Raw genomic sequence first — 12,914 nt, 5'->3', positions numbered from 1 at the left:
GATTGCCGGCGCAACGGCCAGAAAAACCGATCCGGATGTTATGACGCCCAGGACCATACATTCACACAGAAACCGTGCTATCGACCGTCGCCGCGCCGGGACCCGTATTTTTGATGACATTTCGTAGAACCCAGATTTTAATATGATCCGACTTGAGGCGGCCTCGGTCAGTGCGTTGTTTTTCGGCGATAGAAGACGTCTCCAACTTCCAGACGCTCCTCCCCGGTCAAGGACCGAATCTCGTCAGCGCTGGCCTTGCCTTCCATCCTCGCAAAACGCAGCGCCGCTTCCTTGTCGATGAAAAGCCCGCCCACGAGACCGAGTTTGTCGGAAACGAGCCAGCAGCCTGTCCGGTTTTGACCTACGGTGAAGCGAAAGCCGTTTCGCCGCTTCGTTTCAGACACTTTCAGTTTTCGTTGCATGATCGAGTCCTCTTGCAGAAATCCAATGTCGGTTGGTCGAACCTGGCAGTCAGTTATTGAACGGACTGCATGATCAGTGACACGGCCAGCAGCAGTCCGCCTATGACCGCCAGAAGGCGGAAAAACATTGAGGCATCGGCGGAAGCTTTACGTCTGGCTGGCCGGACCTGCGAATGGGCTTTATCTGACGCCATTCTCCTGCGCAGTTCCGACTGTAATCGATAATAAAGACCAAGGGGCTGGCTCATTTCCAAGACTCCAAAAAAGCGATTGGCAGGTTGTGATGGGAAATCAGTTATTGGCGGGAAAGGGCGGAACGCTGGTCGTTGGAATTGTCCGCCGCCCATCCATCGGCACGGGCAACCCTTGCTTCGGAGATCAGGCTGGTTTGCCTGGCGCTGGTCGCAATTCCCCGCATTGACCTCAGCGCGAGCAGAATGCCTTCGGCTGTCTCACCGGCAACACCGGTCAAGGGCAGCCGAACCCCGTCGTTGATACCTCGAAGGCACGACAGGGCGGACTTCAGGACAGCAGACTGGCTCTCATGCGCAAATGCCTTCATGAGCGATTGCAGCTTCCGATGCATCTGACGTGCCTGTTCCAGATCGCCACGCCTGATCGCGCGGTGCATGAAGACCACGGCAGACGGGCATATGTTTGCCACCGCCGATATCGAACCATCGCAACCTGCGATTCTTTCGAAGGACACGCTGTCGTCTTCCATGAAGTGGCGAGCAGCGTTTTCGAGGCTCCTGCCTTTGCCAATGATCTCCAAGGATGAATCCCAGGTTTCGCCGACAACACCAATCACAGAGGGCACCTGCAGGAGAAGACGAAGCGTCTCCGGCTTGAGTTCGACACCCGCATGATATGGGTCGTTATGAATGACAATCGGTATAGTCGTTGCTGCCGCAACCTCTCCAAAATGCTGGATGATCCCCTTCTGACCCGGGCGGTTGTAGTAAGGCTGCACAATCAGCGCGACATCCGCGCCAAGTTGCTCAGCCTCCAAGGTTCTCTGGCGTGTCGTCTCCGTGCTGCAAGTGCCCGTCGCAGCGATGATTGGAATACGGCCTCTGGAAATGTGCACGGCGCGGCTTATCAGGCTCCGGCGTTCCACGGCCGACAAGGTTGGTCCTTCGCCGATAAGCGAGTTAACCACCAGTCCTTCAACGCCCTCTTCTATCTGCCATTCCACGAGGTGATCGAAGGCGGCGTAGTCCACTTGTCCTTTGAGGAATGGGGTCACGAGAGGCGTCATCACGCCGCCGGGCAAAAGCCTTTTCATTGTCATATCAATGACCCTTCCTTTTTTGTGAGATCCGGGAATTGTGCAGTCTCTTCGAAAGCGTGAGGAGTGCCAGGAACAGAGCGCCTTCCAAATCCTCATGGAGCGCGGTCGACTTTCTGAGCGATCCTCCCAGCATGACGGAGGTGGAACAAAACCAGCCTCGATTGGTACGGCGCAGTGCCTCGAGACTTACAGGCGGGTTTTGAGCGGATATCGCCAGCAATAGCGCATCGAAAATTGCGTTGGCCTGGAGCAAAGCCCGAAAACGCTTGCCGACGGAATGATCCGGCGAACAAAGCTCAGGCAGCGCGCCCTTCATGAAACACCAAATGTGCTCTTCACGAACTTTCGAACCACTTAGGATGCGATTTTGGAGGTTGGCGGTATCTGGACAATCGTGTTGCATCGGAGTTGCTTCATCTGAACATACTCCACCCTAGTGCCGATCATCATAGGATTTCGATTGGCCTTCGCCGTCTAAAAAATAAAGAAACCATAAAAACGGCTGCGGCCATCCGGTCCAGCCGTCTCCAATGCCGGGCACCGGCGTTGTTTCCGGCGACCTTGGCGAAATGTTGTGATTTTATCCGCAGAGATTGCTGGATATGACTGCGTACCGTTGCACGGCTTTATGCGCGCGAGGCAAAACACTGAAAATCAGTAATTATGATCTTTTTGGGAAAGACACTGGAGCGGGTAGCGGGAATCGAACCCGCGTATTCAGCTTGGAAGGCTGCTGCTCTACCATTGAGCTATACCCGCGGTGGTGATTTCGATCCGTGCAGAATGGTGGAGGGAGTTGGATTTGAACCAACGTAGGCGTAGCCAACGGATTTACAGTCCGTCCCCTTTAACCACTCGGGCATCCCTCCAGCTTTCTGCTAGGATCGAGCGACCAAGCTCTTCAGATTTCGCTGCGGCGAAGCGCCGTTGCGTCGTCTGTGGCGCGTATATGACGGCCTCGTTCGTTTCTGTCAACACGCCCTTTCACGAATTTTCGGGAAAAAATTCAAACCTCTTTACGGCCCTGTGGATTATCGCGGGGGCTGGTGCGCGCCTCCCGGCGGAGATATAAGGCGCCATGAGCAAAGACGATCCCAAGAACAAATCCACCCGCGACACGCACTATGCCAACCTGCGCCGCGCCGTGCGCGACGCCAAGCGCGAGCGCGGCGAAATTCCGACCCCGCAGCAACCGAAGCGCAAGAACCGCGGCGCGGACGACTGGAAGCCGCCGCAGCTTGCGCCCGATCAGGTGCATCTTTACGGCCTGCATACCGTGCGTGCGGCACTCGCCAATCCCGAACGGCAGATCGTCAAGCTCTCCGTCACCCAGAACGCCTTTGCGCGTCTCGATATCGGCGAGGCCGATGCCCAGCCCTTCCCGGTCGAGATGGTTTCGCCGCAGGATATCGACCGTGTGCTCGGCCCCGAGGCCATCCATCAGGGCGTGATGCTGGAAACCCGGCCGCTGCCGGTCAAGCGTCTCGGCGCGCTGAAGGACAGCCCGCTCATCCTCGTGCTCGATCAGGTCACCGATCCGCACAATGTCGGCGCCATCATGCGCTCCGCGGTCGCCTTCAACGCCGGCGCCGTCATCACCACCATGCGCCACAGCCCGACGGAGTCGGGCGTGCTGGCGAAATCGGCTTCCGGCGCGCTGGAACTCATTCCCTATATCCAGATCACCAATCTGGCCGATGCGCTGGGCGAACTGCACAAGCTCGGCTTCTTCTCCGTCGGTCTGGATTCCGAAGGCCCCGCACCCATCGAGCAGACGTTCAGCGGTGATAAAATCGCGCTGGTGCTGGGCGCCGAAGGCAAGGGCCTGCGCCAGAAAACGCGCGAAACCGTCTCGGCGCTCGCCCGTCTCGATATGCCCGGCGAGATCAAATCGCTCAACGTTTCGAATGCGGCAGCCATCGCCCTTTATGCAACGCAGCAATTTCTGGGCAAAGCGTCGTCCTGACGCTTCGCCTTCCTTGCGAAATCGCAAAGCGCAACGCATGCTGCGCCTTTGTCATTCGCACGGAGCAAATCTCAACATGACCGACCAGACCATCAAACCGACCGGTGAGCTGACGCTCAGAACGCTCGCCATGCCGGCCGACGCCAATCCGGCCGGCGATATTTTCGGCGGCTGGGTCATGTCGCAGATGGACTTGGCGAGCGGTATCCGTGCAGCGGAGCGTTCCCGCTGTCGCGTGGTCACCGCGGCGGTCAAGGAAATGGCCTTCGAACTGCCGGTGAAGATCGGCGACACGCTGTCCATCTATACCGATATCGCCCGCGTTGGCCGCACCTCCATCACGCTGACGGTAGAAGCCTGGGCGCAGCGGTCGCGTTATGACAAGCTGGAAAAAGTCACCGCCGGAACCTTCATCATGGTGGCGATGGACGAAAACGGACAACCCACGCCCATTCCGGCAGCGGAATAAGCGCGCTGCGGCGCTGGGCTCCAGCGCCGCTCTCCATTTAGGGTATATCCGGCAAGCCACGTCAGCCCACCCGCATTGCCGGATCATTCTTCGCGGAAAAGCCGAGATTGTGGGAACGCGGCGCAATAGACGCCGATATTGGCTTTGAACCGCTCCGCAAAATGCAGGGTGAATGAATTGTCGAGCGGAAACGGGCTTTGCAGCACCTGCCACGGCAGTTGCTTGAAGAGACCAGACTGGCCGTATTTCGGCAGGATGTTGATCGCGAAACTGCCCTGCTCATAGGCTGCTCCCGCCCACCGCGCATCCCTGCACCGCCAGCCGTTCTCGTGCTTTTCCCATTGGTCGGGCTGATACAGTGCCGCCCATTCAACCATAAGGTCCAGCGCAATGATCCCCTTGCACATGAATACGCCTGCATTGAAGGGACTGCGCCAGACAGGATTGTCGGATGCGTAGATGAAAACTTCATCGCCAGCGAAAAACCGGGTGACCGGCATCGCAAGATCGTGGACGACCGCATCGGTATCCAACCACAATACGATATCGTAGCCGGATCTCAGATAAAACATCACGACATGGGGCTTCGCCCAAAATGGCGGAATGTCCATCCTCAATTGGTTGACGAAAAAGTGCTCATAACCGTGCTGTCTTGCATAGTGCGAATTGCGGACGATCAATGACGCAAGAAACCCAAGCGTATCGAGTGGACGGCTATCGAACTGCACGACGGCTATTTTCATGAAAGATACCCTGCGACCGCCATTTATTGCCTCGCGAGGCGCACCGAATTGAAGAAATCCCTGATCACCATCACTGCATGAGTGAATGCACATATGAATTAATTCTGAAATTTACTTTCTTAATCGAACAAAATTACATAATAATATTCTTTATTATCAAATAAAAAATACAGATCACAAGTGAAATACACGGATTCTCACTTGTGAGTCCAATTAAAATCGAAAGTAATTCGACAATATAACATGCAGCCGGATCAGGGTGCGCGCGCTTGTTGCCCCTCCCTTCCCGTCATTGTGTCGCGGTGACATTTCGCCGCAAATATGACATTCAGATTGCATGGGATTCATTCGTAGGATCATGCAGGACAGAAGTTCGGCTGGCCCCATCGCCATGCTGGCGGTTCTGCTTTTCCTTTTGCAGGGCCTCGCCAACGGCCTGACCAGCGGCAACATGGCGATGGCCGCGCTGGCGACGGATGAGATCATCTGTTCCAGCCATATGCCGGAAGGCGGCTCCAGCAAGCAGAACCCGGCCGACAAGATAGCCGACGATTGTTGCGGCACGCTCTGCCGTCTGGCCTCGGCCACGGCCGCCGCTCTTCCGGTTATTCCCATCGAGCGCGCGGACAATATTCTCCCCGCGATCGAAGTCGCCTTCCCGAACGTCGACGCGGCGTTGCCGCCATCGCCGCCCAATCTGGAATCGCGCCCACGCGCACCTCCCTCCGCTCCGCAACGCTAGAACACTGTCCGGCCTGCCGGAAAATCAATTCTCTTGCGGAGACATTCATGTCCGTTACGACCTCTTTCGAGGGCGAGCGTGCGCCTGCGCATTCCTCGTCCGCAAATCTTTATCGCGCCGTATGGCGTTGGCATTTCTACGCCGGTCTGCTCGTCCTGCCCTTCATGATATCGCTCGCCGTCACCGGTGCGCTTTATCTCTTCCGGGACGAGTTCGATAATCTCATCCATTCGGATATGAAGCGGATCGAAGTGGTGCAAAATGCGCCGAAAGCGCTGCCTTCCGAGATCGTGAGTGCAGCGCTTGTGGCCGTTCCCGGCACAGCCGTCAAATATACCACCCCCGCCGATCCGGGCGCATCGACGGAAATCACCGTCAATACGGCGGATGGAAAGCGGGCCGTCTACGTCAATCCCTACACTGCTGAGGTTGCGGGCTCCCTGCCGGATCGCGGCACCGTCATGTGGACGATCCGCTATCTCCACAGCCTGAAATATTTCGGTACCTATGCCCGCTATCTGATCGAGATCGCCGCCGGCTGGTCCATCCTTCTTGTCGCCACCGGCATCTATCTCTGGTGGCCGCGAAAACAGACCGGCGGTGTCGTCACCGTGCGCGGCACACCGAAAAAGCGGGTGTTCTGGCGCGATACCCATGCCGTCACCGGCATTTTCGTCGGCTTTTTCATCGTTTTCCTTGCGGTCACCGGCATGCCCTGGTCGGGCGTGTGGGGTGCGAAGGTCAATGAATGGGCGAATGGCAGTAACTTCGGATATCCGGCGGGCATTCGCACCGATGTTCCGATGTCGGGCGAACATCTCGATCACGTGGCGAAGACGAGCTGGTCGCTGGAGCAGGCGAAAATCCCGGAATCCACCCATTCCGCCGAAGGCCAGCCAATCGGGATCGACGAGGCGATAACACGTTTCGACGCGCTCGGCCTTGCCGCCGGTTACGCTGTCGCCCTGCCGGGAAAACCGACGGGCGTTTATAGCGGCTCCGTCTATCCAGACGATCTGGCGCAGCAACGTGTCGTCCATCTCGATCAATATAGCGGCAAACCGCTGATCGATATGAGCTACGCCGATTACGGCCCGCTCGGCAAGGCGCTGGAATGGGGCATCAACGTGCATCTGGGCCAGCAATATGGCCTTGCCAACCAGATCGTGCTTCTGGCAGCCTGTATCGGCATTGTGCTGCTTGCCGTGTCTGCCGGCATCATGTGGTGGAAACGCCGTCCGAAAGGGTCGCTCGGCGTGCCGCCCCTGCCGCAGGAAAAACGCGTCCTGCACGGTCTGCTCGCCATACTCGCCATCGGCGGCATCATTTTCCCGCTGGTGGGTGCGAGCCTGCTGGCCATGCTGGTGCTGGATCTGATCGTACAGTCGCGCCAGAAACAACGCGCGAGATGAAAATGAAAACAGCCGGGCGAAAATCCCGGCTGTTTCCCTGCTATCGGTAATGCGACGGCGACGGCCCTCAGAACATCGTATTATTGTTCGCCGCCTTTTCCGGCACCTCCTGGATCACGTCCCAGTGCTCGGTGATCTTGCCGTCGGTGACACGGAAGATATCGACGATGGCCCTACCGCGATCGCCTTCATTTTCCGTCGAATGGATATGCAGATAGACCAGATCGCCATCCGTGGCGCTGCGCACGATCCGCGCTTTCGACTGCGGATTCTCCTTGAAGAAGCCGGTAAAATAATTAACGAACGGCGCCTTGCCGTCCGGCACCATCGGGTTGTGCTGCTTGTAGCTGTCGACAAGGACGGCGGCGCCCTTCGCCACATCATGCTTGTTGAAGACCGTATCGTAGAACTCGATCACCAGTTTGCGGTTCGCTTCTTCCTGAGCGAAGTCCCGCGCTGCGGTTTGCGCCAGAACGGGTGCCGCCATCAAGGCGGGCACGAGGGCGAAAGCGGCGATGGCAAGACGGCGTGTTACGAAATTCATGGGTGATACCTCTCAATAACCGACGGTGAAACGCTGGCGGGAATGCTGCGGCTTCTCGATTTCATCGACAAGCGCGATGGCATAATCTTCGAAGGAAATGCGGCTGCCCTCATCGTTGCTGAGGAGATTATCCTTGCCGACGCGGAATTTGCCCGTTCTTTCGCCCGGCACGAATTCGGCGGATGGCGACAGGAAGGTCCAGTCGAGCTGCTTTTCCTGCTTCAGAATATCCAGAAACTCCGCGCCCTTGGTCGCTTCGGCCTTGTAGGCGGCCGGGAAATCCGGCAGGTCGACCACACGCTGGCCCGGCGCGATTTCAAGGCTGCCGGCGCCGCCGACAACGAGATAGCGCTGAACGCCGGAAGCGCGCACGGCCTCGATCAGCGTTGCCGGATCGCTGGCGGTGAAATGCACCGAGCTGATCACGGCATCGTGACCCTTCAGCAGTTCCGAAAGTCCTGCCTGATCGAAAACATCGCCCTTCTTTGCCACCACATTCGGCAGGCTGGCGATCTTTTCGGGATTGCGGGCGATTGCCGTCACCTGATGTCCCCGGTCGGAAAGTTCCTTCAGAATACGGGACCCGGCATTGCCGGAAGCGCCGATGAGCGCGATTTTAGCCATGGCTTCTTTCCTCTTGTCACTATCGTTACCGGTCTAAATTATAGACCGCGAAGAAGAGCTATGGTATCGCAGCCATAGCCGCAAGAAGTCAGCGGCGGCTGATCTGGTCACATGGCGATGACCTGCAAGGGTAAAAGGGCAAGGGGTAAGGACATGGCGGATACGCAGACGAAAGAGGTTTTTGCCTTCGACCAGCCCTGCCCCATCCGCGACGTGCTGGACCGCATCGGCGATCAATGGAGCCTTTTGGTTCTGGAAGCCCTGCAGGGCGGCGTACTGCGCTTCAACGAGCTGAACCGCAGGATCGACGATATTTCCAAGCAGATGTTGTCTCGCACGCTGAAACGGCTGGAAGAGGATGGCTTCATCCGCCGCACGCTTTATGCCGAGGTACCGCCGCGCGTGGAATATGAGCTGACCAATCTCGGCCGCTCGTTTCTGGTGCCGATGCAATTGCTGGTGCAATGGGCTGATGAGAACCACGTTCGCATCTGCAAGGCCCGCCTGCAATATTCCGAAAACGACAGTCGCGGTTGACCGGAAGCAGGCCGCGTCTAACCCAGCCGGTAAACCTTGCAGACCAGCCCTTCCGGCTGGCGATAGGTCGTAAATCCCATGGCATCGTAATAGCTTTGCCCGAGGATGTTGTCCGCACCGATGCTGGCATCGATATTCTGAATGCCCCGCGCCTCCGCCGCGCTGCGCGTTGCCGCGAAGAGGGCGGATCCCACACCTCTTCGCGCCGCCTGCGGGCTGACATGGGTGCCGATGATGCCCCAACCTTCCGCCACGCCATAGGGATTGTCCGTCCGCGCATAACGCAGCGACTGGAAGCCCAAAATACGCCCGTCGTCGTCCTCGGCGACCGAGCATTCGATACGGTCGGCGTGCTGGATGTAATTCTCCAGCACCGCCGTGACATCCGTCGGCGCTTTTCGGAGGCCGGCCGAGAATATCTCGTTCTGAACCGCCGCCATTCCCGTTGCATCGTCAACTTTCGCAGGCCGTATTTTCATCGATACATCACCTCATATCCGTTGCGATTGGCTCCGGGCCGGCAAGGCGCCGGTCTCTTTTTCGTTTGTCTTCAGGACCTGAAAATGAAGGAAGCACCGAAAGCGATCAACGCAAAACCGATCACGTGATTGATGGTAATGCTTTCCTTCAGCCAGAAGATCGAAAACAGCGCGAAGACCGCGAGCGTGATGACTTCCTGAATGGTCTTGAGCTGCGCGGTGGAATAGACCTCAGAACCGATGCGGTTCGCGGGAACGGCAAGCACATATTCGAAGAAGGCGATGCCCCAGCTGGCGACAATCGCCAGGAAGAGCGCGCTGCCCTTGTGCTTGAGGTGGCCGTACCAGGCGAAGGTCATGAAAACATTGGAGGCGACAAGCATCAGGACAGGCCAGATATGGGCAGGGCTGATTGAGAACGGCATGATGGGTCCTGGAAAAAAGGGAGGGATGTCATGAAATGCGGCAGGAGGAGGCAGTCAGAAGGGAACCCTCATTCCACCCGTATGGATTTGCTCTAGCGCATCCGCCCGAAAACCGGAATCGATTTCCTACGGATTTGAACAAAGCTGTCTTCAGCCGCTACGCAACGCATCCGGCCGAATTTTGTTCCGCACGCTTCGTTTCCTTTTTGTACTCATTTTTTCACCGCATCCCCTTCCCTTTATGCGTGACTCCCTCCATATTTCGCCCATGGCCAGATCACCGAAAAACTCCACCTCCTCGCCCTCGGGCTTCGAGGAAGCTCCGCAATCGTCCTTTGAAGGCGCGCCGCTCAGCGGCAGCGTCGCCGATTGGGTGAAGCAGCTCGAGGCGGAAGCGGAGGCCTCCTCCGTGGAAACCCAGCGCGAAATCGCCTCGAAGGCAGGCAAGCACCGCAAGAAGATCGAGATCGAGGCGCGCAAGGAGGCCCAGAAAGCCCCCCCGAAGACGGCCAAGAACACCACGGCCTCCAAGACCGCACGCGGCGTTTCCATCGGCGCATCGAGCGATCCGAAAACCCGCGCCGCCGCCGGTCTCAATCCGGTTGCCGGCATGGACGTATCGCTGGAGGATGCCGCCAACCTCGCGCCGGGCGCCGTCACCGCCACGGTGGACGCGCTGTCGAAGCTGATCGAGAGCGGCAATCCGCTGTTCAAGGACGGCAAGCTTTGGACGCCGCACCGCCCGGCCCGCCCGCCGAAATCGGAAGGCGGCGTCGCCATCCGCATGGCCTCGGACTATCAGCCCGCCGGCGACCAGCCGACGGCCATCAACGACCTCGTGGAAGGCATCAATTCCGGCGAACGCAGCCAGGTGCTGCTCGGCGTCACCGGCTCGGGCAAGACCTTCACCATGGCCAAGGTGATCGAGGCGACGCAGCGCCCGGCCGTCATCCTCGCCCCTAACAAGACGCTGGCCGCGCAGCTCTATTCGGAGTTCAAAAACTTCTTCCCCGACAATGCGGTGGAATATTTCGTCTCCTACTACGATTATTATCAGCCGGAAGCCTATGTGCCGCGCTCCGACACCTTCATCGAGAAGGAATCCTCGATCAACGAACAGATCGACCGGATGCGCCACTCCGCCACCCGCTCGTTGCTGGAACGCGACGACTGCATCATCGTCGCCTCGGTTTCCTGCATCTACGGTATCGGTTCGGTCGAGACCTATACGGCCATGACCTTCCAGATGCAGGTGGGCGACCGGCTGGACCAGCGCCAGCTTCTGGCCGACCTCGTGGCCCAGCAATACAAACGCCGCGACATGGATTTCCAGCGCGGCTCGTTCCGCGTGCGCGGCGATACCATCGAAATCTTCCCGGCCCACCTTGAGGATGCCGCCTGGCGCATCTCGATGTTCGGCGACGAGATCGATTCCATCACCGAATTCGACCCGTTGAGCGGCCAGAAGACCGGCGACCTGCAATCCGTCAAGATTTACGCCAATTCGCACTATGTCACCCCGCGCCCGACGCTGAACGGTGCGATCAAGTCGATCAAGGAAGAATTGAAGGGCCGCCTCGCCGAGCTGGAAAAGGCCGGACGCCTGCTGGAAGCCCAGCGGTTGGAACAGCGCACCCGCTATGATGTGGAAATGCTGGAGGCGACCGGCTCCTGTGCCGGCATCGAGAACTATTCGCGTTATCTCACCGGCCGCAATCCCGGCGAACCGCCGCCGACCCTGTTCGAATATATCCCTGATAATGCCCTGCTCTTCATCGACGAAAGCCACGTCTCGGTCAGCCAGATCGGCGGCATGTATCGCGGCGACTTCAGGCGCAAGGCGACGCTGGCCGAATACGGCTTCCGCCTGCCCTCCTGCATGGACAACCGGCCGCTGCGCTTCGAGGAATGGGACGCGATGCGCCCGCTCACCGTGGCGGTTTCGGCAACCCCCGGCTCATGGGAGATGGAACAGTCCGGCGGCGTCTTCGCCGAACAGGTCATCCGCCCGACCGGCCTCATCGATCCGCCGGTCGAAGTGCGCTCCGCCCGCAGCCAGGTGGACGATGTCCTCGGCGAAATCCGCGAAACCGCCGCCAAGGGCTATCGCACGCTCTGCACCGTGCTGACCAAACGCATGGCCGAGGACCTGACCGAATATCTGCATGAACAGGGCGTCCGCGTGCGCTACATGCACTCGGATATCGACACGCTGGAGCGCATCGAGATCATCCGCGACCTGCGCCTCGGCGCTTTCGACGTGCTTGTCGGTATCAACCTTCTGCGCGAAGGCCTCGATATCCCCGAATGCGGTTTCGTCGCAATCCTCGATGCCGACAAGGAAGGTTTCCTGCGCTCAGAAACCTCGCTGATCCAGACCATCGGCCGCGCCGCCCGTAACGTCGACGGCAAGGTCATCCTTTATGCCGACAACATCACCGGCTCGATGAAGCGAGCGATGGAGGAAACCTCCCGCCGCCGCGAAAAGCAGATGGCCTATAATGCCGAACACGGCATCACGCCGGAATCGGTCAAGGCGAAGATTTCCGATATTCTTGATTCTGTTTATGAGCGCGATCACGTAAGGGCCGATATTTCTGGCGTTTCCGGCAAGGGCTTCGCCGATGGCGGCCACCTCGTCGGCAACAATCTGCAGGCCCATCTCAACGCGCTGGAAAAATCCATGCGCGATGCCGCCGCCGATCTCGACTTCGAAAAGGCCGCCCGTCTGCGCGACGAAATCAAACGCCTCAAGGCCGCCGAACTGGCCACCATGGACGACCCGATGGCCAAGGAGGAGGCCCGCGCTATCGAAGGCGGCGGAAAAAACAACAGACGCAGCCACTTGTCGATCTCCCCGCCGGAGGGTGAGACATCCGGCAGGACGGAGGCGGGCGCCGCAGCGAACGAAAGCGGCAAATCCCTCTTCGCCAAACCCTCGCTGGATGAAATGGGCCCCGGCTCGGATGCGGGAAAACCGCTGTTCCGCAGGAACACGCTGGACGAGATGACGGTGGGTAGGACCGAAAAACCCGTGCGCGGCGCGGTGCCCGACAAGCCCGAGACCGAGCCCGGCAAACGGTTCTCACCGTTGCTGGAAGGCCAGCCGGAGCGCGCGACGGACGATCCCCGACCGCTGGTGCGCGGCAAGATCGGCGCGGGTTCCTATGAGGATGCCGGCGAGCAGAAACGCAAGAGCCGAACCAAGGGCAAGACGGGCCGGCCGGGGCGGTGATGCGCGAAGGCACGAGGTCGAC

At 58.9% G+C, this 12,914-nt stretch carries 15 protein-coding genes and 2 tRNA genes; 6 read left to right on the top strand and 11 right to left on the bottom strand.

Going from position 1 to position 12,914, the window contains the following annotated elements:
* Nucleotides 1–167: 167 nt before the first annotated feature.
* The 6 genes from ACQZ5N_RS10010 to ACQZ5N_RS09985 all read right to left on the bottom strand — a co-directional run bounded on the left by ACQZ5N_RS10010 (nt 168) and on the right by ACQZ5N_RS09985 (nt 2,585).
* Nucleotides 168–422 (bottom strand): hypothetical protein, encoded by a 255-nt coding sequence (locus tag ACQZ5N_RS10010; protein ID WP_448732811.1) that lies wholly within the window; start codon nt 420–422, stop codon nt 168–170.
* Between the two features lie 53 nt (nt 423–475).
* Entirely contained in the window at nt 476–670 is a 195-nt protein-coding gene (locus ACQZ5N_RS10005) for a hypothetical protein (protein WP_448732810.1), read from the bottom strand.
* A gap of 47 nt (nt 671–717) precedes the next feature.
* Nucleotides 718–1,710: a dihydrodipicolinate synthase family protein gene (locus ACQZ5N_RS10000; RefSeq protein WP_448732809.1), complete on the bottom strand. Its 993-nt coding sequence runs from the start codon at nt 1,708–1,710 to the stop codon at nt 718–720.
* Between the two features lie 7 nt (nt 1,711–1,717).
* Nucleotides 1,718–2,119, bottom strand: coding sequence for a hypothetical protein (locus ACQZ5N_RS09995; RefSeq protein WP_448732808.1), 402 nt, complete (start codon nt 2,117–2,119; stop codon nt 1,718–1,720).
* A gap of 282 nt (nt 2,120–2,401) precedes the next feature.
* A tRNA-Gly gene (locus ACQZ5N_RS09990) sits at nt 2,402–2,475 on the bottom strand.
* Nucleotides 2,476–2,500: 25 nt separating this feature from the next.
* A tRNA-Tyr gene (locus ACQZ5N_RS09985) sits at nt 2,501–2,585 on the bottom strand.
* A gap of 209 nt (nt 2,586–2,794) precedes the next feature.
* On the opposite strand from ACQZ5N_RS09985, the gene ACQZ5N_RS09980 reads away from it, so the two are divergent.
* Both ACQZ5N_RS09980 and ACQZ5N_RS09975 read left to right on the top strand, forming a co-directional pair.
* Entirely contained in the window at nt 2,795–3,682 is an 888-nt protein-coding gene (locus tag ACQZ5N_RS09980; RefSeq protein WP_077981755.1) for a TrmH family RNA methyltransferase, read from the top strand.
* 76 nt (nt 3,683–3,758) lie between these two features.
* Complete coding sequence (locus ACQZ5N_RS09975) at nt 3,759–4,151, top strand: acyl-CoA thioesterase (protein WP_077981754.1); 393 nt, start codon at nt 3,759–3,761, stop codon at nt 4,149–4,151.
* An 83-nt stretch (nt 4,152–4,234) separates the two neighbouring features.
* Here ACQZ5N_RS09975 and ACQZ5N_RS09970 read toward each other — a convergent pair whose 3' ends face one another.
* Nucleotides 4,235–4,894: a hypothetical protein gene (locus ACQZ5N_RS09970; RefSeq protein ID WP_448732807.1), complete on the bottom strand. Its 660-nt coding sequence runs from the start codon at nt 4,892–4,894 to the stop codon at nt 4,235–4,237.
* A gap of 337 nt (nt 4,895–5,231) precedes the next feature.
* Between ACQZ5N_RS09970 and ACQZ5N_RS09965 the strand changes: the two genes are divergently transcribed.
* Both ACQZ5N_RS09965 and ACQZ5N_RS09960 read left to right on the top strand, forming a co-directional pair.
* Nucleotides 5,232–5,636 carry a DUF2946 family protein gene (locus ACQZ5N_RS09965; RefSeq protein WP_448732806.1) on the top strand — a complete coding sequence of 135 codons (405 nt, stop codon included), beginning with the start codon at nt 5,232–5,234 and terminating at the stop codon, nt 5,634–5,636.
* A gap of 47 nt (nt 5,637–5,683) precedes the next feature.
* The gene (locus ACQZ5N_RS09960) at nt 5,684–7,048 is read left to right on the top strand and encodes a PepSY-associated TM helix domain-containing protein (RefSeq protein ID WP_448732805.1); all 1,365 of its coding nucleotides are present in this window, start codon (nt 5,684–5,686) and stop codon (nt 7,046–7,048) included.
* Nucleotides 7,049–7,115: 67 nt separating this feature from the next.
* Here the strand turns inward: ACQZ5N_RS09960 and ACQZ5N_RS09955 are convergent, their stop codons facing one another.
* Both ACQZ5N_RS09955 and ACQZ5N_RS09950 read right to left on the bottom strand, forming a co-directional pair.
* Entirely contained in the window at nt 7,116–7,592 is a 477-nt protein-coding gene (locus ACQZ5N_RS09955; protein WP_448732804.1) for a nuclear transport factor 2 family protein, read from the bottom strand.
* A gap of 12 nt (nt 7,593–7,604) precedes the next feature.
* Nucleotides 7,605–8,216 carry an NAD(P)-dependent oxidoreductase gene (locus ACQZ5N_RS09950; RefSeq protein WP_448732803.1) on the bottom strand — a complete coding sequence of 204 codons (612 nt, stop codon included), beginning with the start codon at nt 8,214–8,216 and terminating at the stop codon, nt 7,605–7,607.
* A 153-nt stretch (nt 8,217–8,369) separates the two neighbouring features.
* On the opposite strand from ACQZ5N_RS09950, the gene ACQZ5N_RS09945 reads away from it, so the two are divergent.
* Nucleotides 8,370–8,753 carry a winged helix-turn-helix transcriptional regulator gene (locus ACQZ5N_RS09945; protein WP_059759567.1) on the top strand — a complete coding sequence of 128 codons (384 nt, stop codon included), beginning with the start codon at nt 8,370–8,372 and terminating at the stop codon, nt 8,751–8,753.
* Between the two features lie 17 nt (nt 8,754–8,770).
* On the opposite strand, the gene ACQZ5N_RS09940 is transcribed toward ACQZ5N_RS09945, so the two are convergent.
* Both ACQZ5N_RS09940 and ACQZ5N_RS09935 read right to left on the bottom strand, forming a co-directional pair.
* Nucleotides 8,771–9,193, bottom strand: a complete 423-nt coding sequence (locus ACQZ5N_RS09940) for an N-acetyltransferase family protein (protein WP_448732869.1) — start codon at nt 9,191–9,193, stop codon at nt 8,771–8,773.
* 110 nt (nt 9,194–9,303) lie between these two features.
* Nucleotides 9,304–9,657 carry a DMT family protein gene (locus ACQZ5N_RS09935; RefSeq protein ID WP_059759571.1) on the bottom strand — a complete coding sequence of 118 codons (354 nt, stop codon included), beginning with the start codon at nt 9,655–9,657 and terminating at the stop codon, nt 9,304–9,306.
* A 268-nt stretch (nt 9,658–9,925) separates the two neighbouring features.
* On the opposite strand from ACQZ5N_RS09935, the gene uvrB reads away from it, so the two are divergent.
* On the top strand, nt 9,926–12,892 hold the full coding sequence (gene uvrB, locus ACQZ5N_RS09930) for an excinuclease ABC subunit UvrB (RefSeq protein WP_035263396.1): 2,967 nt from the start codon (nt 9,926–9,928) through the stop codon (nt 12,890–12,892).
* Nucleotides 12,893–12,914 lie beyond the last annotated feature (22 nt).

Source organism: Agrobacterium sp. 22-221-1 (assembly GCF_053522445.1).
The sequence above is the reverse complement of the archived record's forward strand: the minus strand, read 5'-3'. Positions and strand labels throughout refer to the sequence as shown.

Excerpts from the sequence above, each read along its gene's own strand:
- ACQZ5N_RS10010 (WP_448732811.1), bottom strand. The coding sequence starts at position 422 with ATGCAACGAAAACTGAAAGTGTCTGAAACGAAGCGGCGAAACGGCTTT.
- ACQZ5N_RS10005 (WP_448732810.1), bottom strand. The coding sequence starts at position 670 with ATGAGCCAGCCCCTTGGTCTTTATTATCGATTACAGTCGGAACTGCGC.
- ACQZ5N_RS10000 (WP_448732809.1), bottom strand. The coding sequence starts at position 1,710 with ATGAAAAGGCTTTTGCCCGGCGGCGTGATGACGCCTCTCGTGACCCCA.
- ACQZ5N_RS09995 (WP_448732808.1), bottom strand. The coding sequence starts at position 2,119 with ATGCAACACGATTGTCCAGATACCGCCAACCTCCAAAATCGCATCCTA.
- ACQZ5N_RS09980 (WP_077981755.1), top strand. The coding sequence starts at position 2,795 with ATGAGCAAAGACGATCCCAAGAACAAATCCACCCGCGACACGCACTAT.
- ACQZ5N_RS09975 (WP_077981754.1), top strand. The coding sequence starts at position 3,759 with ATGACCGACCAGACCATCAAACCGACCGGTGAGCTGACGCTCAGAACG.
- ACQZ5N_RS09970 (WP_448732807.1), bottom strand. The coding sequence starts at position 4,894 with ATGAAAATAGCCGTCGTGCAGTTCGATAGCCGTCCACTCGATACGCTT.
- ACQZ5N_RS09965 (WP_448732806.1), top strand. The coding sequence starts at position 5,232 with ATGGGATTCATTCGTAGGATCATGCAGGACAGAAGTTCGGCTGGCCCC.
- ACQZ5N_RS09960 (WP_448732805.1), top strand. The coding sequence starts at position 5,684 with ATGTCCGTTACGACCTCTTTCGAGGGCGAGCGTGCGCCTGCGCATTCC.
- ACQZ5N_RS09955 (WP_448732804.1), bottom strand. The coding sequence starts at position 7,592 with ATGAATTTCGTAACACGCCGTCTTGCCATCGCCGCTTTCGCCCTCGTG.
- ACQZ5N_RS09950 (WP_448732803.1), bottom strand. The coding sequence starts at position 8,216 with ATGGCTAAAATCGCGCTCATCGGCGCTTCCGGCAATGCCGGGTCCCGT.
- ACQZ5N_RS09945 (WP_059759567.1), top strand. The coding sequence starts at position 8,370 with ATGGCGGATACGCAGACGAAAGAGGTTTTTGCCTTCGACCAGCCCTGC.
- ACQZ5N_RS09940 (WP_448732869.1), bottom strand. The coding sequence starts at position 9,193 with ATGGCGGCGGTTCAGAACGAGATATTCTCGGCCGGCCTCCGAAAAGCG.
- ACQZ5N_RS09935 (WP_059759571.1), bottom strand. The coding sequence starts at position 9,657 with ATGCCGTTCTCAATCAGCCCTGCCCATATCTGGCCTGTCCTGATGCTT.
- uvrB (WP_035263396.1), top strand. The coding sequence starts at position 9,926 with ATGGCCAGATCACCGAAAAACTCCACCTCCTCGCCCTCGGGCTTCGAG.